Genomic DNA, 22695 nt, shown 5'->3' with positions numbered 1-22695 from the left:
CTCCGCGATCGGAGCTTATTTTTTTTGCTTATCTATTGAACTTATCGTATACATTGTGTATATTGTATATATACATTAGCGACAGGGATTGGGCAAAAAGGAAGGTGAATTATGAAAATTTTGCTGTCCCCTTCATCGGGGGAGCCGATTTATATGCAGATTGTAAGGCAAATCCGGGGGAGCATTTTACAAGGAGAACTCCCCGCCGGTACTCCATTGCCTTCCATACGCCAACTGGCGAAGGAGCTTCAGATCAGCGTTATTACCACGAAACGGGCATATAACGAATTGGAGCAGGAGGGACTGATCGATTCGGTCGTGGGTAAAGGCTCTTTTGTATCCGGGGGGAACCAGGAATTTATCCGGGAACAGAGGATGCGCATGGTGGAGGAGAAAATTAGAGAGCTGCTCACGGAATGTCGGAATATCCCGGTTAGTGTAGATGAATTGATCGATTGGATCAAGATGTTGGATCACGATGGAGGTCATGAGGAATGAATGCGGTCGATGTGCAAGGATTATCGAAAAACTACGGGTCTTTTTACAAGCTGACGGATGTTTCTTTCTCGGTACCGAAGGGGTACATCACCGGGCTGATCGGCCCGAACGGCGCCGGGAAAAGTACCATAATCAAGGCGATCATGGGGATGGTCGTTCCTAACGCGGGGAAAATTGACGTGTTTGGTCAAAGCGCGGGCTCTGCGGCGGGGGAATACAAGCAGGAGATCGGTTATATTTCGGATGAAAATATCTATTACGACTACTTGTCACTGGAAGAAATGAAACGGATTATCGCTCCTTTCTATCCTAACTGGAATGAGGAAGTCTATCGGAAGTACATGGAGATGTTTGAGCTCCCTTCGCGTAAAAAAATCAAAGATTGCTCGAAGGGGATGAAAACGAAGTACTCGATCGCCATTGCCTTGGCTCATCACCCCTCCCTTCTGATCATGGATGAGCCTACGGCCGGGCTGGACCCGGTCTTTCGGCGGGAACTGCTTGATCTGTTGGCGGAATACATTTTGGAGGAAGCCAATACGGTGCTGTTCTCGACGCATTTGACGACGGATCTGGACAGGGTGGCGGATTTCGTGACGTTTATTCATCAGGGGCGAATCGTGTTTACCGATAATAAGGAGGATGTACTGGAAAGATATGTGATCATTAAGGGAGGAGGGGAACTGCTGGACCAGGACATTCGCCGCGAACTTTTGGGGCTCCGCGAAACGAGTTTCGGGTTTGAAGGGCTCTCGCCGAATCGGGCCAAAGCGACGGAATTGTTCGGAGACAAGGTGCTTTATCAGCAGCCTACCCTTGAGGACATTATGTATTTTACCGCCAAAGGAGGAAAACTGCGTGCCTAAACTAATTTGCCTCGTACGAAAAGATCTTCTGCTTGTCCGCCGTTACTTGTGGCTCCTGTTGATCTATGCGGTCATTTTTTCGGGATTTATTCAAAATAGCAACTCTACGCTGATCTACGGCATCTTGCCCGGTATGGTGATGATTCTGGCGATCGGTTCGGATATGCGGCAAACCAACCAGCAATTTCTGGTCAGTTTGCCGGTACAACGAGGGTATCTGGTCTTATCGAAATATGTATCTTCCCTGGTGCTGCTGGTCGTGTCCATCGTATTGTGCGTGCTGATCAGCGGAGCCGCGGATCAGGTTCATTATGGAGCTTTTCAAATCGATAAAGTCCTTGTCCTCGGTACATTGGTTTCCATGATCCTGTTTCTGTCCGTCTATTTGCCTCTTTACTTCTGGCTCGGGATCAAAGGAGCTCAATATCTGAACGTGGCTATGATGGTCATCATTTTGGGCGGCAACGGTGTGATTGCGAGTTTATTGAACAGCAGCGATATGGCATTCGTCATAAATTGGTTCTCGGGGCATCCCGTGGCCAGCGGGGTATTTGCGGTTGGCGTACTGGCGCTGGCGGGGATCGTTTCATATTTCATCTCCCGAGCCATCTTCGTCAAACGGGATTTGTAATTAGAAAGTGATTAAAACGCCCCTCTTTTTGGGTAATCTTGAGACAGGTACTTACCAGGTCCTTAACCCATGAATAGGAGCGTGTGTCATATGGCTGAAAATCACTACAACCGCCAGCGATTTCAAGGGAAGACGGCGATCGTTACCGGGGCGGGCTCCGGCATAGGCAAAGCGGCGGCGATCAGGCTGGCAAAGGAAGGGGCCAAAGTCGCGCTCTTTGATCTGATGAATGAACGCACGAAAAGCACGGAGCACCAAATTAACAATATTTATCGAGGGATTTCCCGATCCTTTGATGTCGATGTTTCGGATCCCGAGCGGATGGAGAAGGCGGTGGACGAAGTTGCCAAAGTCTTCGGCGGCATAGATATCGTATTCGCGAACGCCGGCATCAACGGCGTGCTGGCTCCTGTTGATGAGATGACGCTGGACGATTGGGAAAAAACGCTGAAAGTCAATCTCAACGGGACATTTCTGACCGTAAAATATACTGTTCCTCACTTGAAGAAACGGGGGGGCGGCAGCATTATTATCACCAGCTCCATCAACGGAAACGACCGGTTTTCCGGCTTTGGTATGTCGGCCTACAGCACGACCAAAGCCGGCCAGGTGGCTTTCACGAAGATGACCGCGCTGGAACTGGCCAAATTCAAAATTAGAGTCAACGCGATTTGTCCCGGAGCCATCGCCACCAACATCGATTCCTCGACGGAAGTCAGCGGGGAACTGGAGGAGATCATCATCCCGGTGGAATATCCGGAAGGGGCCCAGCCGCTGGCGGACGGGCCCGGACAACCGGAGAATGTCGCAGATTTGGTGGCGTTCTTGGCCTCGGACGATTCCGTTCATGTCACGGGCGCGCGGATTGTGATCGACGGTGCCGAATCCTTGCTCTAATGCAAAAAAGAAGTGTGAGTTGCCGCGGTTTGTTTCCCCGGCGATCACACTTCTTTTTATTTTTGAGTGGGGCTGTGGAAAATAAGGAATTAGGTCGAAATAAAAAAATCGAAATCTTTTTTACTTAAGTAATAGGGCTGCTTTGCGATCCGGTCCAGAGAGAAACTCCTAATCAGTTCTTTGGCGGCAACCGGCTCATACCGGTCGATCAATCCGCTGGTCTTGGCGAGCCACCCGATGATCGCCTCCGGCTGTTTTCCCGCTGCCCGCAGGGAAGCCAGGCTTAAATCTCCATGCCGTTTGGCCAGCCGCCGGCCGTCTTCGCCGAGCAGGAGGGGGGCATGCGAAAAATCCGGTGGAGCGCAGCCGAGAGCGAGGTAAAGTTCCAGTTGCCGCGGCGTAGAATCCAGCAGGTCCCCGCCCCGAAGCACATCGGTAATCCCCATCAATGCATCGTCGACGGTAACGGCCAACTGATAAGAGAACAGCCCGTCCGCACGCCGGACGACAAAATCGCCGCCGCTGCCGGGCGGAAACGATTGGGGACCGGCGATGCCGTCGTCAAAGCGGATCGGATCCTCTCCAATGGCAAACCGCAGCGAAGGGGATTTGCGTTTTTCGCGTTCTTTCCGCTCCTCGGGGTCAAGATTCCGGCAGGTGCCCGCGTACGGGGCTCCTTCCGAAGCCAGACCGTGCGGCGCTCCGGCCATGGACAATAATTCCGCCCTGCTGCAATAACAGGGATAGAGCCTCCCGGTTTGTTCAAGCTGGGCCAAAGCGTCTTCGTAATAAGACAAGCGCATGCTTTGCGTATACGGGCCCAGGCGGTCATCGGCTGCCGGTCCGAAATCCCAGTCGAGGCCCAGCCACCGAAGGTCTTCCGGGATTCTCTCCGCGATGTCGGCTCTGGACCGCTGCGTATCGATATCCTCGATGCGGAGGACAAACTCTCCCAGTACGGCGCGCATCTGCAGCCATGACAGCAGGGCGATCTTGGCATTGCCCAGATGCATCTCGCCGGAGGGAGTAGGGGCAAATCGCCCGCGTTTCATAACATTCACTTCCTTAACTAATCGTTAGGTATGGCTATATTCGTCGTTAAATTCTCCGGATTCCTCCCGTTTTTCGATCTCGATCTTCCGAATCCGGCTGCCTTCGCTTTCGAGCACCGTGAACGAAAAATCGCCATGGTTAAGCCGGGTGCCTTCCGCGATATCGATATCGTGACCGTACACCCAGCCGCCGATCGTGTCGGTTTCCTCATCTTCCAGTTCCGTGGACAGCAGGTCATTGATTCGGACGATCGACACTTTGCCGTCCACGATGAGATGATTCTCGTTCAGCACGGTTATTTCCTGCTCTTCCTCAAGATCAAATTCATCGCGGATATCCCCGACGATCTCCTCCAAAAGATCCTCGATCGTCACCATGCCGGAGGTGCCTCCGTATTCATCGATCAGCAGGGCGATATGGGAGCGTTCTTTCTGCATCCGGGAAAGGAGGGAGGTCAGCGGGATATTTTCCGGAGCCGTCATCACGGGACGAACCAAAGAAGCGAGCGGCATCTCCGGTTGATCGCCATGGGTCAGGAACAACTGCTTCGTATTGATGACCCCGATGATGTCGTCCTTGTTTTCCCGAATGACCGGAAAGCGCGTATATTGTTCGGTTTTAATGATCTCCAGGTTTTCCTCCCGGCTTTTGTGGACGTACAGGCAGACCATGTCCGTGCGGGGAACCATGATGTCCTTGGCAGTGAGTTCGTCAAAAGCAAAGATCCGGTTCAAATAGCGGTATTCATGGCTGGTGATTTCCCCGTGCTTTAAACTTTGGCTAAGCAGGGCTTGAAGTTCCGCTTCGGAATGCGCCTCTCCATCCCCGGGCCCCCCTCTGAGCCCCAGCAGGGAGACGATCCGGCCGGAAGAGGCGTTAAGCAGCCAGACCAACGGGGACATGAGACCCGTGAACCACAGCAATGGGCGCGAGGCAGCCAGAGCGAAGGTTTCGCCCTTTTGGGCGGCGAGAACCCGCGGGACCAGTTCGCCGAGCACAACATGCAGGTACGTGATCACGAGAAAGGCAAAAATAAAGGATAAAATACTTTCCAGCCGGTTCGGTAGAGGGAAGAGCCGGAAGAGCGGATGGAGCCATGCTTTCGCCAGCGGCTGCGCCAGCCAGCCAAGGATCAGCGAAGTCATGGTCACCCCCAATTGGCAGGCCGATAGCGCCTGCTGCGGCCGTTCCATCAGCCGGGCGAGCGGAACCGCGGATCTTCGGTTCTCCCGGACCAGGGAACTGGCCCGGCCGGGAGGAAGTCCGCGGAGGGAATATTCCGTAACGACAAAAAAGGAAGTCAGCGCCACCAGTAAAAGAATGAGCAAAAGATTGGCCCATGTTCCGTCCGGATTCATAATTGTTCGGATACCCTCCCAGATGTTCAGAGAACCTTTTTATTATACTAAGGGGAGTTCCCCGCTTCAAAACACGCCTTCCAAGGAAGGGGTATGTTAAAATTGAATCAACGCAGGGACGTTAAGCAAAAAAACGGCTTGGATTATAGTGTAACCCGATAGGAGAGAAAGATGAGAAATCAAGCGATGCCTATAGATGAGGTTCTTCCGGATTTGAAAAATGCATTGCGGACCAAAGGGGCGGCGGTCCTGCTGGCCGAACCGGGAGCGGGGAAAACGACGAGGACGCCGTTGGAACTTCTCCGGGAGCCCTGGCTCGAAAGTCAGCAAATTTTGATGCTGGAGCCCCGGCGGCTGGCCGCGAGGTCGGCCGCCTTCTACATGGCGAAACAACTGGGCGAAGCCGTGGGTGAAACGGTAGGGTACCGGATCCGGACGGAGTCCCGCACTTCTTCGCAGACCCGGATCACGGTCGTGACGGAAGGGATTCTGACCCGGATGCTGCAGCGCGATCCGGCTTTGGCCGGAACAGGGCTCGTGATCTTCGATGAATTCCACGAGCGCAGCATTCATGCCGACTTGGGCTTGGCCTTGGCGCTGCAGAGCCGGGAACTGCTGCGCGAGGATTTGCGCGTCCTCGTCATGTCCGCCACGCTGGACGGCGATCCGGTGGCGGCGCTGCTCGGCGGCGCGCCGGTGGTGCGAAGCCGGGGACGGATGTACCCGGTGGAAACGGTGTTTGCCGCCCGTTCGCGGGAGGAAACGCCGGAGGCGGCGGCAGTGCGGACGGTGCAGCGGGCGCTGGCCGAGCGGGATGGCGGCCTGCTCGTGTTTCTGCCCGGCGCGCGGGAAATCCGCCGGGTCCAATCGGCCCTGGCGGGGCGCGTTCCGGGGAATGTGATCGTCGCCCCGCTGTTCGGGGCGCTGCCGCAGGAGGAGCAGCAGCGTGCGATCGAGCCGGCACCGGCCGGGCAGCGCAAGGTCGTCCTGGCGACGTCGATCGCCGAGACGAGCCTGACCGTGTCCGGCATTACGGTCGTCATCGACACCGGGCAGCGCCGGACCTCGTTGTTCTCGCCGCGCACCGGAATGAGCCGGCTCGTCACGGTGCGCGCGGCCCGCGACGCGGCCGATCAGCGGCGCGGCCGCGCGGGGCGCACGGCACCCGGGGTTTGCTACCGCCTGTGGAGCGAGGCGGAGGACCGGGCGCTGCCCGGGAGCACGCCTCCGGAAATGCTGGAGGCGGATCTGACGCCGCTGGCGCTGGAGCTGGCGGCCTGGGGCGCGGCTGCGCCGGCCGAGCTGGCCTGGCTCGACCCGCCGCCGGCCGCGCCGTACGCGGAGGCGGTCCGGCTGCTGCGGCAGCTCGGCGCGCTGGACGAGGCCGGCCGCATCACCGCCCACGGCCGGCGCATGGCCGAGCTCGCCCTGCACCCGCGGCTCGCGCATATGCTGCTGCGCGCGCAGCCGCTCGGCCTCGGGCGGGCCGCCTGCCGCCTGGCCGCGTTGCTGGAGGAGCCCGGTCTGTTCAAGGACCGGGCCTCCGGGAGCGGCGGCGACCTGCGCAGCCGGCTCGCCGAGTTCATGGCCGCGGCCGGAGAGACCGGCCCGCGGGGAAGCGGCGCGTCCACCGGCGCCGAGGCGGCCGACCGCGGGGATCTCGAGCGGTTGCTGACGATCAGCCGCCAGTGGGAGCGCCTCCTGGCGTCCTTCTTCGCCGGAACCCCTAATCCCGGCGAGGAACGGGACTTCGGAGGCTATTGCGGGCTGCTCGTTTCCTTCGCTTACCCCGATCGGATCGCCATGCGCCGAACGGACGGACGCTACCTGCTGCGAAGCGGAAGGGGCGCTGTTTTCACCCGGCCGCCGCAGAGCTTGGCGGGAGAAGCGTTTTTGGCGATTGCCGATGTGGACGACGAAGGGACCGAGGGCCGGATTCGGTTGGCCGCCCCGTTTGAAGAAAGCTGGCTGGCCGACTATTACGGTGATGATCTTCGGGTCGAGCGAACAGCCGAATGGGACGACGCGGCCGGCGCGGTACGCGCCCGGATCCGCCATTTCTTCGGCGCCATCGTTTTAAAGGAGTTACCGGATCCCCGGCCTTCATCCGAAATGATCGCCATGGCGCTCCTGCGCGTGGTAGCGGAACAAGGGCCGCGGATTTTACCGTGGAACGCCAAATCCCGGCAGATCCAGGCCAGAATCCTGTTTCTTCGCCGACTTGATGAAAGCTGGCCGGATGTCTCGGACGAAGCGCTTGCCGCGGAGGCTGAGGATTGGTTTGCCCCGTATGTTGCCGGCTTCCGAAAAAAATCCGATCTTCAGGCCCTGTCCCTAACCGGCATATTGGAAAACCGGTTAGGCTGGCAGCGAACGCAGGAATTGAACCAAGAGGCTCCCACACATCTCGTCGTCCCGAGCGGATCAAAAATTCCGATTCAATACGAAGGGCCGCAAGCTCCTTATGTTGCCGTTCGCCTGCAGGAGGTCTTCGGCCTGATGGAGACGCCGCGGATTGGTTACGGAAAAGTGCCCATAACCCTGCATCTTCTATCTCCCGCCAGCAGGCCCGTACAGGTTACCTCGGATTTGAGAAGCTTTTGGCAAGGGACCTACTTTGACGTCAAAAAGGATCTCAAGGGACGGTATCCGAAGCATTATTGGCCGGATGATCCCTTTGCGGCAATCGCGACCCGGCGGGTCAGACCGGAAGGCGGCGGCAAATAGCCGCATGTGGTTAGAATCCCTGTTCCTCGGGTAATGAAATGGAAACCAGGAACATAAGGAGGCTGATCACAATGAGCAAAAAAATAGTTGGCGTATTCGAAAACGAAAGAGAAGCGACGGCAGCGATCGAGTCCTTACAACAGCAAGGGTTTTCGGCGGAAGAAATCTCCGTGCTTTCCCGCGATCGCCGGGACAGCGAAGCGATTCAGGATGAGACCGGAAGCAAAGCGCCGGAAGGGGTGGCCGTGGGGGCCACGACAGGCGGTGTGCTTGGCGGTGTCGCAGGCTTGTTGGCGGGGATCGGAGCGTTGGCGATTCCCGGCATCGGTCCGGTGGTGGCGGCGGGACCGATCGCGGCCGCATTGACCGGCATGGCGGCCGGCGCCGGCGCCGGAGGTCTGGCCGGCGGTTTGATCGGCCTCGGCATCCCGGAAGATGAGGCCAAAACCTACGAAAGCTATCTCGACGAAGGGAAGATTCTTGTCCTGGTCGATGAGGATGACCGCAGTACAGGCGTCTACGACACGTTCCGGACCAACCGGTCCTTGAATTCCGATATCTATGCTTCCGGCTTGGCGGATCCGTATCGCGAAGACCCTTCCAGCCGTTTGTAATTTTTTTGGCTTCCATGCGATATTCCATAAATGACTAAAGCGGGGCGGTGCTCAGTGGATCAAATGGCCGGATTTGGCCTTCCGAATTCACTTGGCAGCCGCCTTGTTTACGTGCCGCTTCAAATCTAACCCTAAAATCAGGGACAGTGCGGCAAAAAGGAGCAGGGCCATAATATCCCGGGTCATGATGTCCACAACGCTTCCGCCAACCGCTTCCCGGCCGGCTACCTGTACTTAACCCCTTAATTTAAAAGAGTTCGACCTGTAAAAACCGGTTGAGCTCATAATATGAACTGGGATTTAAAAACTATACATAAATGTAGAGTATCTTTTTAAACTACTCCTTCGTTTTCTATTATGAGGAACTTGGAGAGGAGATAGAAAAAATGAAAATCAGTAATGGTGTGGAAATGCTCGAAATACAAATTGATTCTTTTGGAAACCCAGCCATGATAAACCCAACCTTGATTTGGGATGATGATACTACCATTCTGATTGATACAGGCACCCCAGGAAGCCTGGAGCAAATAAGGATTGCTATGAATGAGATCGGAATCCCTCTGAACAGGCTTAAAGTTATTATATTGACACATCAAGATATTGATCATATCGGTACACTACCAGATTTAATCCATGAAAAAGGAGTAGAAATTGAAGTTTATGCTCATGAAGCAGATAAGCCCTATATTGAAGGCACTCTGCCTTTATTAAAATTAAACGCCGAGAGTATGGCTTGGCAGATGGAAGCCATTCCCGATGAAGTACGCAGAAGCTTCTTGGAAGAATTAACGAATAATCGACCGAAGGCAAAGGTCACACAAACATTGGTCGATAATCAGGAACTTCCTTATTGTGGGGGAATTCGAGTGATCTCTACGCCTGGGCATACACCCGGCCATATCAGTCTTTATTTTCAGGAAAGTAAAACATTGGTGGCTGGTGACGCGGTATTCAGTGTGGATGGAGTTTTGTATGGACCTCATCCAGAGTCAACTCCGGATATGCAGACCGCATTACATTCTCTAGAGAAGTTCCTCTACTTCGACATTGATACGATGATTTGCTATCACGGTGGAGTAAGCCGGCACAATGTAAACAAGCAACTTAAGGAACTTGTCGCAAGAAGAACATCCTCTTAACAGTTGAAGTTAACTGCAGGCTCTTACAAGATTTGATTTGGATTTTTGATTTATATAGGTTGAACTAAAGAATTGGCGTTGGGCAAGGATGTGATAGGGTTTCGGATATACGTTGCCAACATCCACATTTGTAGATATAAAGTCCCATCGTCGGAGTCTACATCATTAACGGGAAAATTTCCCGTTAATGTACCGCTCTTAGCTCCTCAACCGGATTTAGCTGGAAAAGCTCCATCTATTTCGCGGGCCTATTGCTGATATACACAATTTCAGGCGAATTAGCGGGAGGTTTTCCGGCTAACTCGCCTCTGCAGCCGCATATGTACCAAATTAACGGTAAGAATTCCCTTTAATTCGAACCAAACCATTAGTTGCAGGTCAAGAGTTTGAAGAGAGCTCTTTACACCGCTGTCTAATATGCAAATCAATAGTTCAACCTATATAGGATTAATAATATAATGGACCAGTAAGGGGTGGAATCATAATTCATTGAAAAGTCGATAAGCTATTGAAAAAACCAGTAGTACAGCAATTTTTTAAGTAGGTTCAATGCCGTCGAACCTATGGACAGCGCTTTCAAAAAAACGGTTGACGAGATGCGCTCCCATGATCTAAGATTTAAACAAAATCATAAAACCGATTTCATACGGCGTGTTACCGTTAAGATTTAATGGGCATAAGCCAAGAGAGGATAACCTGATTTTCTCAGGTTTCTTTTCTTGGCCTTTTTTATTGCCTCCGCCAATGCATACCGGAAACCGCCGGGCATAATACTAATTCATGTCATGTGTGAATCGGGATCAAGCTTACGGAGATGGAGCGGGAACCGCCTTCTTGAACCGTTTGGGATAGGAGAGATTTCATATGTTCGCAAAATGGAGAAAAAAAACTGCTGAGAGCAAGACGGTTGAGGTATTTGCACCGTTGACGGGCCGGGCCGTTCCCTTGACCGAGGTTCCGGATGAGGCCTTTGCCGGAGGGCATATGGGCCAGGGAATAGCTATCGTACCAACGGAAGGGGTGCTCATCGCACCGTTTGACGGGAAAGTGGCGCATGTGATTAAAACGAGCCATGCCGTCATGCTCGAAAACGAAGCGGGCCTGCAATTTCTGTTCCACCTTGGCATTAATACGGTTTCTTTGAAAGGAGTGGGATTTAAATCTCATGTTTCTGTGGGGGATCGCGTGAAAGCCGGTGACGTCCTGATCGAATTTGAACTCGACACCATTAGAGGAGCCGGCTTTCCTGTGATTTCACCGATTATCGTGACGAACGCCGGGGAGACGACAAACGGTTTGGAAATGGTCACCGGACCTGTGACGGCAGGCAGAGACCTCGTGCTGAAGGCAGTTTTGAAATCCTAAAATAAAGGGAAGGATGATTGCTTTATGCTGGCTTTTCTCCAAAAGATAGGGAAGTCATTAATGCTGCCCGTCGCCACCTTGCCGGCGGCGGCTATATTGCTTCGATTCGGGAGTATCGATTACATTAAAGACTTTCATATGGGGGAAGGGGTAGGAGGATTTATAAACACCTACATTGCCCCATTTCTGGCAGCCGGCGGAGGAACCATCTTTGATAACTTGCCTTTAATTTTTGCCGTAGGAGTAGCGATAGGCTTGGCGGGCGACGCGGTTGCGGCGCTTTCGGCCGTGATCGGTCAACTAATTTTGCTGAATGTTCTGGAGAGAGTTCCGGGCATTTTTCCGAAACTCATGGCTTCCCCCGATACGAAACTGAATATGGGGGTGCTTGGGGGAATATTGGTCGGCTGCATCGCCGCTTATCTTTACAAAAAGTATCATAATATCAAGCTGCCGGATTGGCTCGGCTTCTTTGGCGGAAAACGGTTTGTGCCTATGATTACCGCGCTGACCATGGTTGTGGTCGGCTTGATTTGCGGTCTGATATGGGGGCCGATTCAAAGTGCGCTCGACGTCTTCGGCAATTGGGTGACCGGACTCGGGGGGATCGGCTCGGCGGTTCATATTGTCGCCAATCGCCTGATTGTTCCTTTCGGTTTACATCACATTATCAACTCGATTGTCTGGTTTCAAATCGGCGATTTCACGAACGCGGCCGGAGAAGTGGTACACGGCGACCTGACCCGCTTCTTTGCGGGAGATAAAACCGCCGGAATGTTTATGACCGGATTCTTCCCCGTCATGATGTTCGGTCTTCCGGCGGCCGCCTTTGCCATCATCCATACCGCTAAACCGGAAAAACGCAAAACCGTGGCCTCGATTTTTATCGGCACAGCCTTTGCTTCGTTCCTCACGGGGATCACGGAACCGCTCGAATTCGCGTTTATGTTCGTAGCCCCTGTCCTGTACGGGGTGCATGTGGTGCTTTCGGGGCTTGCCGCCTACGTGACCTACGCGCTCGGGATGAAGCTCGGTTTTGGCTTCTCGGCCGGGTTTATCGACTACGCGATCAACTACCAGATTTCGACCAAGCCGCTGTTGTTGATTCCGGTAGGTCTGGGTTTTGCCCTCTTGTACTATGTACTTTTCAGGTTATTCATTGTTAAAATGGATTTGAAAACACCAGGCCGGGAGGACGAAGCTTTGGAATCGGAAATGGAGCAAAATACAACAACATCAGCAACCGGGGACAGCCGCGCCGCTAAAATTTTGACGCAGATCGGCGGGCCCTCCAATATTGAATCCGTAGATGCGTGCATTACCCGTCTGCGGTTGGTGGTGAAGGACGACAAGGCGGTCAACGATGCCGCATTGAAACAGCTGGGCGCCTCCGGGGTTATGAGACTCGGTAAGGGAGCGGTCCAGGTGGTCTTCGGACCGCAGTCCGAAGCGATCAAAGACGAAATCAAAAAAATGCTTTAACATGAAAAAGCGGGGAGAGGATCAATCTTCCCGCTTTTTCATGTTGTGAGGGGAATCACCTTTCTCCCGGCCTATTGGATTTACACTAAAATCAGGTCAATGAGGATCATTAAATCAGCCCAGGCCAGAACCGGGAGGGAATATATGAATAAAATCAAATACGTATTATATATTTGGCTTATCGCGCTAATGGTGTTGCCGGCTTGCGGCAAAATCGGTGATCCGGCGGCGGACGTGAAGGGAAGCGGACCGGTCAAGGAATTTACCGTTCAGGCCCAAAGTAGCGGTTATGACATTCAAGAGATCAAGGTCAAACAAGGGGACACCGTGAAGATCACCCTCAAGAATATGCAAGGCATGCATTCGCTGAAAATCAAAGGCTATAACAAGGAGGTCCGAGGCAACAAAACGATTACGTTTGTGGCGGATCGCGCCGGAACATTTGAGTATGCCTGCAATATTTCCTGCGGAAAGAATCATAAAGAAATGGTCGGTAAATTGATTGTGCAATAATCATTGGCCGCCAATAGTACGGTTTAATAAAAAAGCGCGGGTCGCTAAGGAAGAATCCTTGCAACCCACGCTTTTTGGTTTGCGTCGTTGGTTTGCATCGTTAGAAATGTCCCAGCTCTCTTTTGGCTTGATCGGACATCATAAGGGGAGACCAGCGGGGCTCCCAGACGAGGTCGATTTCGACGTCGGAGATCCCCTGTGCCATCAGGGTTTGTCTGACGCCTTCGATCATGGTGTCGTGCATCGGGCAGCCGGGGGTGGTCAGGGTCATCTGTACGTAAATACGGTCCGGCTCCTCCCGGATATCATAAACCAGGCCAAGGTCCACGATATTGACGCCCAGTTCGGGGTCAACGACGTCGGACAGCCACGCGCGGATTTGATCGATTCGGTTCATCATGAATAACCTCCTTAATTATCGTGAGAAAACGAGCCCGACAAGCGAAATATAACCTATGGAGACGAGCGAGAACAGCATGCCGGCAATCATCACGACCGGCTGGCTTTCCAAAGCCAGGCCCGCCATGACGGCCAGGGTGGTTGCGGCGATGCAAGCCAGTCCAATGCCGGCTTTTCGTTCATCCAGCAGATCGGCCATCACCGGTGTGCCGGGCTTGCCGACCATTTTCCCGTATTTATGCGTCCACCAAAGGAAAGGAACGATTTTTGAAGCATAGCAGAGCACCATAAACGAAACCCAGCCGCTTAAATAGGTCCATCCGATGATCAGTATCGTCTTTTCGGCTAACATTTGTTCGGGCGCAAAGAACAGTTTAATCATCAACGCCAGGGCAAATAGGGCAAAGATTTGATTGCCATGGACGGACCAGGCGATGCCGACCCCCGGGCTGCGCTTATGTCTTTTACTGCGAATTTGCCAAAGATGGACGTTATAGATCAACAATGCGGCTACGACCAGCGGCAGCGAAATGCGGGCCACCAGAGAATCGGCTCCCGTCAAAAATAGAACGGTACCGGACAGAACGCCCGCATTCCAAACCGTGAAGGTGATGTATTGAAGCCGGGTTTTGTAATCATGCGACAGGTAAAACATCGGCAGCAATTTATAGCTGAACCCGGTAATCAATGATCCGAACCAGCCCAGCGTTCCCAGCCAAATATGGGCGTGAAACAGGTTCTCGTGAGCGTCTCCCAACCAGCCTGTGCCGAAATCGATTCCCATGAGCATGCCGGTCAGTCCGGTGAGCAGCAGATAAAATACTGCACAAGCGGTGCTGAGCGTGATGGAGTTCCACTTGCCGGCCCTAAGCAGCGTAACTGCCAGATTTACGGAAAACATCAGGATTCCGGTAAAGGCCAGGGTGGCAAAGCCGGCGATCCATAAAATATCGCCCTGAATAAAACCGAACAGCAGTCCGAACAAACCTACCGTAAAGAACAGAAAGTGCAGGTAACCCAGACGTTCGCTAAAAACGATCGATTGCAGAATGACATGGATCAGCTGGTATACCGCCCCCATGGCAAGCATGGTGGCCCAACCGAGAACAAAAATATGCGTTTGAAACCATCCGGCCGGTCCGCGTATTCCGTCTCCCAGCCAGCCGGTCAGTGACAAGAGGGACGTAGCATGAAAAAGGATGAACCCGAAGATGGCGGTTGCGATGAAGAGGAAGGGAAGACGGGATACGCTCGACATGGTACTTGCCTCCTTACGCCTTGATGATATACACTTTGGCGGTTCCGTCCGTCTGTTCTTCCACCGTAAAGGTGCAGCCTAATGTGTTCAGTTCCTCGATCAAGAATACGGGCACCCGGTCATTATGAATATGGACCTCGTCCCCCGGGCGGCATTTGCCCAAGGCGGCCAGGGTGCGGACCATCGGTTGCGGCGGCTCCAGGCCGCGATTGTCCAGCTCTATCGTTTTGCGCTTGGCCTGGTCATCCGGCTCATCCGTCGGCAAATCCGCCGGACAGGAGGCTGCGGCTGGCGTCTGCGCCGCTCCGGGCTTCGGCGCATCCAGCCAATCCTTATTTTTTTTGCTGACAAACGTAGTAATCCAGTGATCTTTGTCTTCCTGCTGTTCGGATTTGCCGACAAAGCCTTTCATTTTGAGCAGCCCCAGAAGGGGAGTGGGTTTAAAAGTGGCATGCAGAACGAGAATATCGTCCTGTCCCAGCGTTTTAACGGTATCCATGATGATTTGGAACGGCTCCAGCTTGTTTCGCAGCTGCTCCCTTACATCCAGTTCAACTACTTTAGCTTCATTTCGGTTCATATCAATTCACCTCGATCTCATTATAAAAGTCCGGCAGGATAACCTTGTGATTTCTATCACATTGGTTTTGAATTAAAATCGTTGATTTTTGCGGACTAATGCGCCATGGCGGGTTCGTTCGTATCTTTGCCGTCCGCGGTTACCCGCAAGATCGCGGTTGCGCCTTTGGAGGCATGCTTCAATTGATGGCTTAAAATGGGGTAATCGCCTTCCTCCTCCACGGTAAACTCGACGACCGCCGAGCCGCCCGCGGGAATGAGCACCGTTTGCAGGCCATACATCCCGTTCTTGGGGTGCCCGTTCATATAGACAATATCAAACGTGGCGCCGACGACATGAAACGAGGAAACCTCGTTCGGTCCGGAGTTGGAGACGTACAGTCGGACCCGGTCGCCGACCTTGGCCAGCAGCGGATGATTTTTCAAGGAAAAATCATCTCCGTTGAACACCACATATTCCGGTTCCTCATGCAGAAAAGCCTCTTCGTCATGCTCCCTGTACCATTCGCTTTGGACGAGCGTATATTCCTTATCGATCAGCGAATCCGTCGCATAACCGTTTTTCGGCTCCACGATGATAAGGCCATGCATTCCGTTAGCGACGTGCATCAGAACGGGGCTTGTGCCGCAGTGGTACATAAACACCCCCGGCGTCGCCGCAGTATAGGTGAAGCTGCCCTTTTCATTCGGCATCACATCGATAAATTTCTTGCTGGGAGCCGCATGCACCGCGTGAAAATCCATCGAGTGGGGCATATTGGGGTCCAAATTCGACAAAGTGAACTGCAGCATATCCCCCTCTTTGACCCGGAGGACGGGACCCGGAACAGTGCCGTTGAAGGTCCAGGCGTTATATTCGACGCCTTCGGAAATCTCCACATTCGATACTTGGGCGGTGAGTTCGATATGAACGACCTGACCGTCGCGGCGGACCACCGGCTCGACCGGAGGCTGATCGAGAGTCTTTGCTTCCTGGGCGGGTTCGGCCTCTCGAACGGGCTGAGCGGAACCCGAAAACCAAACGGTCAACAGCACGAGGAGACTGGCCAGGACGAAAAAAGCGGGCTTTAGAAACTTCATGGATCGATTCCTCCTCTTATCCGATAAGTCAAGGGTACAAGGGAATTGAACACTCAATTGTGATATAAATCACATAAGTAAAAATAGTTCATTTGGCTACGACCAAAACCTTAATTATGCAATTTCAATATATGAAAAATTCACAATAGAAAAAGCATTTTGCGCGTACCCAGATCCTCACAATTTTAAGTTAAGACCACCGTATCTTGTTCTTTTACCAATCCAGTAAAACAGGGGAAGATGGTCCGGTTGTACAAATTTTAGACTTCAGTTATATTGATCTATAAGAAACAGGGGGGACGGCTATGGCATTTATGCTTGCGCAGCGGGCTTATCTGAAGCTATTTCTGATCACGAAAGTGGAACAGCGCAGGGGTTACGGCTATCAAATGCTGGAGGAATTGAAAGAAGAGTTCAAGCCGTTCGGCTACGTACCGCCGCAGAGCGAAATCTACCGGGCCCTCCACGAACTGGTGCAGGAAGGGATTCTATACAGGACCAAGCATTTGAAAGGCAATGACCCCAGCGTCGATTTTCAAGAGATCGTGCTGTACCATTTTACCGACGATGGAGCGGAAAAAGCCAAACTCTACAAAAAGCAGGTCAAAGCGGATCTTGACCGCTGCATCGGCATGCTGAACAAAGCGGTAGCGGATAACTTTAATTAATTTTAGTTGAAACTAGTAGATCCCGATAAGATTACTGTTGAATTATCCGGCGACATCCGTTAGTATTGAGTTCATACTTAAAACTGCATAATGTGGGAAGAGGTGCTTCAGCCGCGGCTGAAGCTTAAAAGGGAAGTCCGGTGAAACGCCGGCGCGGTCCCGCCACTGTAACGGAGGAGCCGTCATGCGAGAAATGGCCACTGATGTCGAAAGACACTGGGAAGGCAGCGTGATCGGCGATGACTCCGAAGCCAGGAGACCTGCCTTTTCCGGCAACACTGCTGTACCTACGGGAGATAGGGAGGTGTTAGAGATTCGATCCATCGGACAATTATACGAAGGTCTTCTTTAGCATTGCCTAAAGAGGGCCTTTTTGATTTCTTGCCGCATTTATTGCTATTTTCGAAAGACATATGTTGAGGAGGCTTATAATTATGGGTAAAATATCGAGCGGAAATTTGGGTTTCCCCAGAATCGGCAAACAGCGGGAATGGAAAAAAGCGATCGAAGCGTACTGGAGCGGAAAATTGGAGGAGGCGGAGCTTCACCGCCAGTTAGCCGAAATTCGCAGCGAACATTGGAAATTGCAAAAGGGGAAAGGGATCGATTGGATTCCGGTGGGGGATTTTTCCTACTATGATCAGGTTTTGGATACGGCCGTAATGTTCGGACTTGTGCCCGAACGCTTTGAATACAGCGGCGGACCTGTTCCGCTCGAAACATACTACGCGGTGGCCAGAGGCAGCAAAACCGCTGCTGCCAGCGAAATGACCAAATGGTTTAACACGAACTACCATTACATCGTCCCCGAGCTGGGAAACAGGGAGCCGGAGCTTACGGCGAATCTCCCGCTCCAAGCCTACCGTGAAGCCAAAGAGAAGCTGGGAATCGCCGGCAAGCCGGTCGTTCTCGGATTATATTCTTTTCTGAAGCTGTCCAAAGGCGCGTCCGGAAGTCTTCGGGAATGGAGCCAAAAGCTTTTGCCTTTGTACGTCACCGTTTTGCGCGAACTGGACCAGGAAGGTGCGGCATGGATTCAAGTCGATGAACCGGCGCTCGTTACTTTCGTATCGGATGAGGATTTGGCGCTGCTTCAGGAAATCTATAGTGCGATTTCGGCAGAGCTGCCGCAAGCCGGGATCTTGCTGCAAACGTATTTCGATGCCGTCGAACGGTACGAGGAGATTATTGCACTGCCGGTTCGCGGGATTGGCCTGGATTTCGTGCATGGGCGGGAAGGCAACTTGCAAGCCCTTCGGCAACACGGTTTCCCGGCCGGCAAGACGTTGGCTGCGGGAGTGGTGGACGGCCGCAACATTTGGCGGTCCGATCTGCCCGCGGTCCAGGATTTCATCGGCGAGATTGCGGGGCTGCTGTCTGCGGATTCCGATCTGATTGTCCAGCCTTCCTGCAGCCTGCTGCATGTGCCGGTTTCGGCCCAGGGAGAGGAGGGATTGCCGGAGGTGCTCAAGGATGCCCTGGCCTTCGCGGAAGAGAAGCTGGATGAAGTCGCGGCGTTGCATCAGGCGCTGCAAGGCGAAACCCCGGCCCTGCTGGCGGAAAGCCGTCAGGCCCTGGAACGCTTGAACGCGGACCCGTCGCGCAGCCGCAAAAACGTCCAGGAGGCGGTTCGAAGCATCGCGGAGCAGCCTTCCGAACGGATTAGTCCGTTTGAGGTACGTCGGGGGGAGCAGCAGCGCGTGTGGAACCTGCCGCTTCTTCCGACAACGACGATCGGAAGCTTTCCGCAAACCGCCGAAGTTCGTGCGGCCCGTCAAAAATGGCGCAAAGGCGAATGGACGGCCGAACGGTATGACGAATTCATTCGCGAAGAGATCCGCACCTGGATCGACATCCAGGAGGAAATCGGCCTGGACGTGCTGGTTCACGGCGAATTTGAGCGGACGGATATGGTTGAGTTTTTCGGGGAAAAGCTGCCTGGCTTTGCGTTCACCAAAGGAGGATGGGTCCAATCGTACGGCACCCGCTGCGTGAAGCCTCCGCTCATTTATGGCGACGTGGAATTCGATCGCCCGATGACGGTGAAGGAGACGGCTTTTGCCCAGTCCTTGACGAAGAAACCGGTCAAAGGCATGTTGACGGGTCCGGTGACGGTATTAAATTGGTCGTTTGTCCGCAGCGACTTGCCGCGGGAGACTGTAACCTACCAAATCGCCTTGGCGCTGCGTAAAGAAGTAGAGGCGTTGGAAGAAGCGGGCATAACGATGATTCAGGTTGACGAGCCTGCGCTGCGGGAAGGGTTCCCGCTAAAGCCGGCTGACCGTGAGGCCTATATCGATTGGGCGGTCAAGGCCTTCAAAATCACGACATCCTCGGTCCGTGACACTACGCAAATTCATACGCATATGTGTTATTGCGAGTTCCACGACATGATCGATGCGATTCGGGATCTGGATGCCGACGTGATCTCGATCGAGACGTCACGCAGCCACGGGGAGCTGATCCAGAGCTTCGAGGAGAATACGTATCCGCTCGGCATCGGGCTCGGCGTGTATGATATCCACAGTCCGCGGGTGCCTGCCGAAGAGGAAATGATGGCGATGGTCCGCAGGGCGCTGCAAGTCCTCGATCCGGAGCTGTTCTGGATCAATCCGGACTGCGGACTGAAAACCCGCGGGCGGGAAGAAACCGTCGCCGCTCTAAAAAATATGGTTTCGGCCGCCAAGCGCAGCCGGGAAGCGATCGGTTCGTCCGTTTCCGCCAAATAAATAGGGTTTGGCAAACAACATTTGACATAGTGGATATTCCTTTGTTACTATACTAAATATAGTACGAGAATATTAGTTAGCTAAAATAAACTTTTTGGAGGAAAACCGCTATGTCACATGTTTTGTTTATTAAAGCCAATAACCGCCCGGTCGAGCAATCGGCAACGGTCAAGCTGTATGAAAGCTTCCTGAAAACGTACAGAGAAACTCATCCCGATGATCTGATCACCGAGCTGAATCTGTTCGAAGCCGAGCTCCCTTACTACGATAACGATATGCTGAACGGACTGTTCAAGCTGGGCAAAGGGTTGTCGGTTACGCCGGAAGAGCAAAAAGCGGCCGATCTGGCAAACACATACCTGGATCAGTTTTTGAACGCCGATAAAGTCGTTTTCGCTTTCCCGCTGTGGAACTTTACGATTCCGGCGCAACTACTGACCTACCTGTTCTATTTGAATCAAGCGGGCAAAACGTTTAAATACACGGAGCAAGGGCCGGTTGGCCTGATTGGCGACAAGAAGGTTGCCCTGCTGCAGGCGCGCGGCGGCGTTTATTCCGAAGGTCCGGCGGCGGCCGCCGAAATGTCGATGAAGTACATGCTGACCACGCTGGGCTTCTGGGGCATTCAAAACCCGGAAACCGTGATTGTGGAAGGGCATAATCAATTCCCGGATCGCGCGGAGTCCATTATTCAGGACGGCGTGAAACGTGCGGCTGATCTGGCTGCCAAATTCTAATTTCTATACATTGAAAAGGCCTGTCCGACCGAGATTTTGATCTCGGCGGATAGGCCTTTTTTAAATTTGGACGAGACAATGCGATCATATGTTTGGTATAATCCGTTTTACAATCATGGATAAGCTTGGAGGAACTTGTTGTATGCTGCAAAAAACCCATAGTCTTGCCGGTCTGCTCGCCGCCGAAGGTGTGCTGGTCTATTATCATCAGCCGCTGTTGAGCTGGGAGAGCGCGGCGGCGCTGACGATCGGCTGTCTTGCCGGACCGCTGGCCGATATCGACAAGAAAGGATCGACGATGGCCAAGCTGCTGCTGCCTTTGTCCTGGATTCTTCAATTGACGAAGATCAAACACAGGACGCTGACGCACTCGCTTCTGTTCATTTTGGCGCTGGGCAGCCTTTTGTCCGCTTTGCCTGCGTTATTTTTCTGGACTCTTATTCTTGCTTATGCTTCCCACACTTTGATCGACATGTTCAATGACCAGGGCGTGGCGCTATTATGGCCTTGGCACCGGAAATTTCGGCTTGTGCCCAAATTCCTGGCGATTGAGACGGGATCTTTCGCCGAAGGCGTATTCCGTTTGCTGCTCGGAGCGGCGGTTCTGATCTACCCGATTCTCAGCTACGCTTCCGTCCTATGAGCAGGATGAAATCGACGGTTACCATGAGCTGAGCCAGATGGGCGGCTATTCGGCGAGCTTCGGAATCCGCGCCCCAGGACAACGGGGTCATGGCGATCAGGTGTCCAAGCAGAGGTTGTTGAACCTCCCGTTGATACGTCAAACGGGGGGAGTCCTCCAGCCGGAAGCCGTGTTGCATGCGTTGCCGGGTTTCCGCCGCTACGCCGGTTTCCTTGCGGCTGCCCGGATGGAGAAGTTCCCTGAGCTCCCGAAGATAGTCGGGGCCGGGAATCACTTTAACCAGCAGGCCGTCCTTGGACAGAATCCGATGAAATTCCCCATAATTGGAAGGGGAGAGGATGTTGAGGATTCCGTCGAAGCTGTGGTCGGAGAGCGGGCTTTTTGTTAAATCGGCCACGAACCAGGAAAGCCGGCTATGCCGCTTGGCGGCAAGCGCGATGCCTTCTTTGGAGATGTCCAGTCCGACTCCGTCAACCTGGCGGCTGCTAAAGGCGGTAATCCGCTCGGCGATGGCAGCCAAATGCGAGCCTTCCCCGCAGCCGGCGTCGAGAAGCGGTAGGCTCCGGCGTTCGGACGGCAGGGCCCCGAGGAGTTTTGCCGAGATACGCTCGGTTAACGGAGCAAACCATCCGCTGCGGCAAACCTCGGTCCGCGATGTGAACAAGGCGGTTCCGTATTTGCTTTCTATAGGTTTGTGCAAAAAGTTCACATAACCTTGTTTGGATATATCAAAGGTATGCCTTTGTTGACAGATCATACTTTTTCCGCCGGCGACTTGAAGCGGCCCCTGACAGAACGGGCAGCGGAAAAGCGAAACTTGGCGGGAGAGCCGTCTGGCGGCTAACTCCAGTTTATTCGATGGACTCATGTATACACCTCATTCATTCATTTATCCCAATGAAAAAGGCATAGACAAACAAACCAGGCATCAATTTACAAAAATACCCAGTTGTTCGACCATGCCTTCATTAACGATAACGAATGAATTGAATAATCATGACAGAGCCCCTTGTCTTCATCATATGGAGGAAATTAACCTCCTCAAAAATTATATCACGGACCTGAGAAATAATCTCCTTGGCAAGCCCTCCCAATTTGACTATGATGAAAAAGGGCTTTCGCCCATTAGCGCGCGATGTAAGTTTTGGGGATCGTGTCAGGTCCTGAAACCATCCGGCATGATTTTCGTAACATAACATAGTTTAACGAAAGGAATTTAACGAAAGGAAAGGGGAACTGTGTATGGAAAACAACATGAGTGTCAAAATGTTCGAGAAAATGGCTGACGGCCAGATTCAGCAAATCGACGAGCGAGTTTGGACTCCGGTTATGATTACCGCCTTGGAGCATGCGAATTATATCGTGGTTGGCGGCAGGGAGTTTGAAGCCGTCGAGGGACGGCTGAATGTCGATGAAGGAAAACTGGAACTTTTGCTGGTTCCGATCCGAAACGAGTAGG

22 protein-coding genes and 1 riboswitch are annotated in these 22695 nt (G+C 53.3%); of the genes, 15 read left to right on the top strand and 7 right to left on the bottom strand.

From position 1 onward, the window contains the following. The first annotated feature begins 111 nt into the window (after positions 1–111). The 4 genes from V4U84_RS00730 to V4U84_RS00715 all read left to right on the top strand — a co-directional run bounded on the left by V4U84_RS00730 (position 112) and on the right by V4U84_RS00715 (position 2892). Positions 112–498 (top strand): GntR family transcriptional regulator, encoded by a 387-nt coding sequence (locus tag V4U84_RS00730; protein ID WP_334072882.1) that lies wholly within the window; start codon positions 112–114, stop codon positions 496–498. After that, positions 495–1364: an ABC transporter ATP-binding protein gene (locus V4U84_RS00725; protein WP_334072881.1), complete on the top strand. Its 870-nt coding sequence runs from the start codon at positions 495–497 to the stop codon at positions 1362–1364. The genes V4U84_RS00730 and V4U84_RS00725 overlap by 4 nt, the downstream gene beginning before the upstream one ends. Then, the gene (locus tag V4U84_RS00720; protein WP_334072880.1) at positions 1357–1995 is read left to right on the top strand and encodes an ABC-2 transporter permease; all 639 of its coding nucleotides are present in this window, start codon (positions 1357–1359) and stop codon (positions 1993–1995) included. The genes V4U84_RS00725 and V4U84_RS00720 overlap by 8 nt, the downstream gene beginning before the upstream one ends. Before the next feature lie 90 nt (positions 1996–2085). Next, positions 2086–2892: an SDR family oxidoreductase gene (locus V4U84_RS00715; RefSeq protein ID WP_334072879.1), complete on the top strand. Its 807-nt coding sequence runs from the start codon at positions 2086–2088 to the stop codon at positions 2890–2892. Positions 2893–2981: 89 nt separating this feature from the next. Here the strand turns inward: V4U84_RS00715 and gluQRS are convergent, their stop codons facing one another. Further along, the gene (gene gluQRS, locus V4U84_RS00710; protein WP_334072878.1) at positions 2982–3944 is read right to left on the bottom strand and encodes a tRNA glutamyl-Q(34) synthetase GluQRS; all 963 of its coding nucleotides are present in this window, start codon (positions 3942–3944) and stop codon (positions 2982–2984) included. Positions 3945–3968: 24 nt separating this feature from the next. Beyond that, positions 3969–5303 carry a hemolysin family protein gene (locus tag V4U84_RS00705; RefSeq protein ID WP_334072877.1) on the bottom strand — a complete coding sequence of 445 codons (1335 nt, stop codon included), beginning with the start codon at positions 5301–5303 and terminating at the stop codon, positions 3969–3971. 171 nt (positions 5304–5474) lie between these two features. Here V4U84_RS00705 and hrpB point away from each other — a divergent pair, with 171 nt between their 5' ends. From hrpB to V4U84_RS00675, 6 genes are all read left to right on the top strand, one after another. After that, positions 5475–8030 (top strand): ATP-dependent helicase HrpB, encoded by a 2556-nt coding sequence (gene hrpB, locus V4U84_RS00700; protein ID WP_334072876.1) that lies wholly within the window; start codon positions 5475–5477, stop codon positions 8028–8030. A gap of 71 nt (positions 8031–8101) precedes the next feature. Beyond that, on the top strand, positions 8102–8644 hold the full coding sequence (locus V4U84_RS00695) for a general stress protein (RefSeq protein ID WP_334072875.1): 543 nt from the start codon (positions 8102–8104) through the stop codon (positions 8642–8644). 386 nt (positions 8645–9030) lie between these two features. Next, positions 9031–9783 carry an MBL fold metallo-hydrolase gene (locus tag V4U84_RS00690; RefSeq protein ID WP_334072874.1) on the top strand — a complete coding sequence of 251 codons (753 nt, stop codon included), beginning with the start codon at positions 9031–9033 and terminating at the stop codon, positions 9781–9783. An 864-nt stretch (positions 9784–10647) separates the two neighbouring features. Continuing rightward, positions 10648–11148: a PTS sugar transporter subunit IIA gene (locus tag V4U84_RS00685; RefSeq protein WP_334072873.1), complete on the top strand. Its 501-nt coding sequence runs from the start codon at positions 10648–10650 to the stop codon at positions 11146–11148. A gap of 24 nt (positions 11149–11172) precedes the next feature. Further along, positions 11173–12630 (top strand): N-acetylglucosamine-specific PTS transporter subunit IIBC, encoded by a 1458-nt coding sequence (gene nagE / locus V4U84_RS00680; protein ID WP_334072872.1) that lies wholly within the window; start codon positions 11173–11175, stop codon positions 12628–12630. Positions 12631–12774: 144 nt separating this feature from the next. Continuing rightward, positions 12775–13143, top strand: coding sequence for a cupredoxin domain-containing protein (locus V4U84_RS00675; protein ID WP_334072871.1), 369 nt, complete (start codon positions 12775–12777; stop codon positions 13141–13143). A gap of 100 nt (positions 13144–13243) precedes the next feature. Here the strand turns inward: V4U84_RS00675 and V4U84_RS00670 are convergent, their stop codons facing one another. The 4 genes from V4U84_RS00670 to V4U84_RS00655 all read right to left on the bottom strand — a co-directional run bounded on the left by V4U84_RS00670 (position 13244) and on the right by V4U84_RS00655 (position 16459). Further along, the gene (locus V4U84_RS00670; protein WP_416367202.1) at positions 13244–13540 is read right to left on the bottom strand and encodes a metal-sulfur cluster assembly factor; all 297 of its coding nucleotides are present in this window, start codon (positions 13538–13540) and stop codon (positions 13244–13246) included. A gap of 18 nt (positions 13541–13558) precedes the next feature. Then, positions 13559–14800: a hypothetical protein gene (locus tag V4U84_RS00665; RefSeq protein WP_334072869.1), complete on the bottom strand. Its 1242-nt coding sequence runs from the start codon at positions 14798–14800 to the stop codon at positions 13559–13561. Positions 14801–14813: 13 nt separating this feature from the next. Further along, on the bottom strand, positions 14814–15380 hold the full coding sequence (locus V4U84_RS00660) for a DUF2249 domain-containing protein (RefSeq protein ID WP_334072868.1): 567 nt from the start codon (positions 15378–15380) through the stop codon (positions 14814–14816). Positions 15381–15475: 95 nt separating this feature from the next. Next, on the bottom strand, positions 15476–16459 hold the full coding sequence (locus V4U84_RS00655) for a multicopper oxidase domain-containing protein (RefSeq protein WP_334072867.1): 984 nt from the start codon (positions 16457–16459) through the stop codon (positions 15476–15478). A 305-nt stretch (positions 16460–16764) separates the two neighbouring features. On the opposite strand from V4U84_RS00655, the gene V4U84_RS00650 reads away from it, so the two are divergent. From V4U84_RS00650 to V4U84_RS00635, 4 genes are all read left to right on the top strand, one after another. Then, positions 16765–17127 (top strand): helix-turn-helix transcriptional regulator, encoded by a 363-nt coding sequence (locus tag V4U84_RS00650; protein WP_334072866.1) that lies wholly within the window; start codon positions 16765–16767, stop codon positions 17125–17127. An 83-nt stretch (positions 17128–17210) separates the two neighbouring features. Continuing rightward, a riboswitch (cobalamin riboswitch) is annotated at positions 17211–17409 on the top strand. A 152-nt stretch (positions 17410–17561) separates the two neighbouring features. Beyond that, positions 17562–19856 carry a 5-methyltetrahydropteroyltriglutamate--homocysteine S-methyltransferase gene (gene metE / locus V4U84_RS00645; RefSeq protein ID WP_334072865.1) on the top strand — a complete coding sequence of 765 codons (2295 nt, stop codon included), beginning with the start codon at positions 17562–17564 and terminating at the stop codon, positions 19854–19856. A 110-nt stretch (positions 19857–19966) separates the two neighbouring features. Further along, entirely contained in the window at positions 19967–20593 is a 627-nt protein-coding gene (locus V4U84_RS00640) for an FMN-dependent NADH-azoreductase (RefSeq protein WP_334072864.1), read from the top strand. A 142-nt stretch (positions 20594–20735) separates the two neighbouring features. Next, positions 20736–21236, top strand: coding sequence for a metal-dependent hydrolase (locus tag V4U84_RS00635; protein ID WP_334072863.1), 501 nt, complete (start codon positions 20736–20738; stop codon positions 21234–21236). Here V4U84_RS00635 and V4U84_RS00630 read toward each other — a convergent pair. Next, positions 21214–22104 (bottom strand): putative RNA methyltransferase, encoded by an 891-nt coding sequence (locus V4U84_RS00630; protein ID WP_334072862.1) that lies wholly within the window; start codon positions 22102–22104, stop codon positions 21214–21216. The two genes, V4U84_RS00635 and V4U84_RS00630, sit on opposite strands and share 23 nt — an antisense overlap. Positions 22105–22478: 374 nt before the next feature. On the opposite strand from V4U84_RS00630, the gene V4U84_RS00625 reads away from it, so the two are divergent. Beyond that, the gene (locus tag V4U84_RS00625; RefSeq protein ID WP_334072861.1) at positions 22479–22694 is read left to right on the top strand and encodes a hypothetical protein; all 216 of its coding nucleotides are present in this window, start codon (positions 22479–22481) and stop codon (positions 22692–22694) included. Position 22695: the final 1 nt, after the last annotated feature.

It is taken from the genome of Paenibacillus sanfengchensis, assembly GCF_036864765.1.
Taxonomy (GTDB): domain Bacteria; phylum Bacillota; class Bacilli; order Paenibacillales; family Paenibacillaceae; genus Fontibacillus; species Fontibacillus sanfengchensis.
Note: the sequence above shows the minus strand (reverse complement) of the source record. Positions and strands in the feature narration are given on the sequence as shown.

What these genes read in the sequence shown, in the direction of transcription:
- gluQRS (WP_334072878.1), bottom strand. Translation starts at nt 3,944, where the DNA reads ATGAAACGCGGGCGATTTGCCCCTACTCCCTCCGGCGAGATGCATCTG.
- V4U84_RS00730 (WP_334072882.1), top strand. Translation starts at nt 112, where the DNA reads ATGAAAATTTTGCTGTCCCCTTCATCGGGGGAGCCGATTTATATGCAG.
- V4U84_RS00655 (WP_334072867.1), bottom strand. Translation starts at nt 16,459, where the DNA reads ATGAAGTTTCTAAAGCCCGCTTTTTTCGTCCTGGCCAGTCTCCTCGTG.
- V4U84_RS00640 (WP_334072864.1), top strand. Translation starts at nt 19,967, where the DNA reads ATGTCACATGTTTTGTTTATTAAAGCCAATAACCGCCCGGTCGAGCAA.
- V4U84_RS00650 (WP_334072866.1), top strand. Translation starts at nt 16,765, where the DNA reads ATGGCATTTATGCTTGCGCAGCGGGCTTATCTGAAGCTATTTCTGATC.
- V4U84_RS00635 (WP_334072863.1), top strand. Translation starts at nt 20,736, where the DNA reads ATGCTGCAAAAAACCCATAGTCTTGCCGGTCTGCTCGCCGCCGAAGGT.
- V4U84_RS00665 (WP_334072869.1), bottom strand. Translation starts at nt 14,800, where the DNA reads ATGTCGAGCGTATCCCGTCTTCCCTTCCTCTTCATCGCAACCGCCATC.
- V4U84_RS00725 (WP_334072881.1), top strand. Translation starts at nt 495, where the DNA reads ATGAATGCGGTCGATGTGCAAGGATTATCGAAAAACTACGGGTCTTTT.
- V4U84_RS00670 (WP_416367202.1), bottom strand. Translation starts at nt 13,540, where the DNA reads ATGAACCGAATCGATCAAATCCGCGCGTGGCTGTCCGACGTCGTTGAC.
- V4U84_RS00715 (WP_334072879.1), top strand. Translation starts at nt 2,086, where the DNA reads ATGGCTGAAAATCACTACAACCGCCAGCGATTTCAAGGGAAGACGGCG.
- hrpB (WP_334072876.1), top strand. Translation starts at nt 5,475, where the DNA reads ATGAGAAATCAAGCGATGCCTATAGATGAGGTTCTTCCGGATTTGAAA.
- V4U84_RS00675 (WP_334072871.1), top strand. Translation starts at nt 12,775, where the DNA reads ATGAATAAAATCAAATACGTATTATATATTTGGCTTATCGCGCTAATG.
- V4U84_RS00630 (WP_334072862.1), bottom strand. Translation starts at nt 22,104, where the DNA reads ATGAGTCCATCGAATAAACTGGAGTTAGCCGCCAGACGGCTCTCCCGC.
- V4U84_RS00695 (WP_334072875.1), top strand. Translation starts at nt 8,102, where the DNA reads ATGAGCAAAAAAATAGTTGGCGTATTCGAAAACGAAAGAGAAGCGACG.
- nagE (WP_334072872.1), top strand. Translation starts at nt 11,173, where the DNA reads ATGCTGGCTTTTCTCCAAAAGATAGGGAAGTCATTAATGCTGCCCGTC.
- V4U84_RS00685 (WP_334072873.1), top strand. Translation starts at nt 10,648, where the DNA reads ATGTTCGCAAAATGGAGAAAAAAAACTGCTGAGAGCAAGACGGTTGAG.
- V4U84_RS00705 (WP_334072877.1), bottom strand. Translation starts at nt 5,303, where the DNA reads ATGAATCCGGACGGAACATGGGCCAATCTTTTGCTCATTCTTTTACTG.
- V4U84_RS00660 (WP_334072868.1), bottom strand. Translation starts at nt 15,380, where the DNA reads ATGAACCGAAATGAAGCTAAAGTAGTTGAACTGGATGTAAGGGAGCAG.
- V4U84_RS00690 (WP_334072874.1), top strand. Translation starts at nt 9,031, where the DNA reads ATGAAAATCAGTAATGGTGTGGAAATGCTCGAAATACAAATTGATTCT.
- V4U84_RS00625 (WP_334072861.1), top strand. Translation starts at nt 22,479, where the DNA reads ATGGAAAACAACATGAGTGTCAAAATGTTCGAGAAAATGGCTGACGGC.
- metE (WP_334072865.1), top strand. Translation starts at nt 17,562, where the DNA reads ATGGGTAAAATATCGAGCGGAAATTTGGGTTTCCCCAGAATCGGCAAA.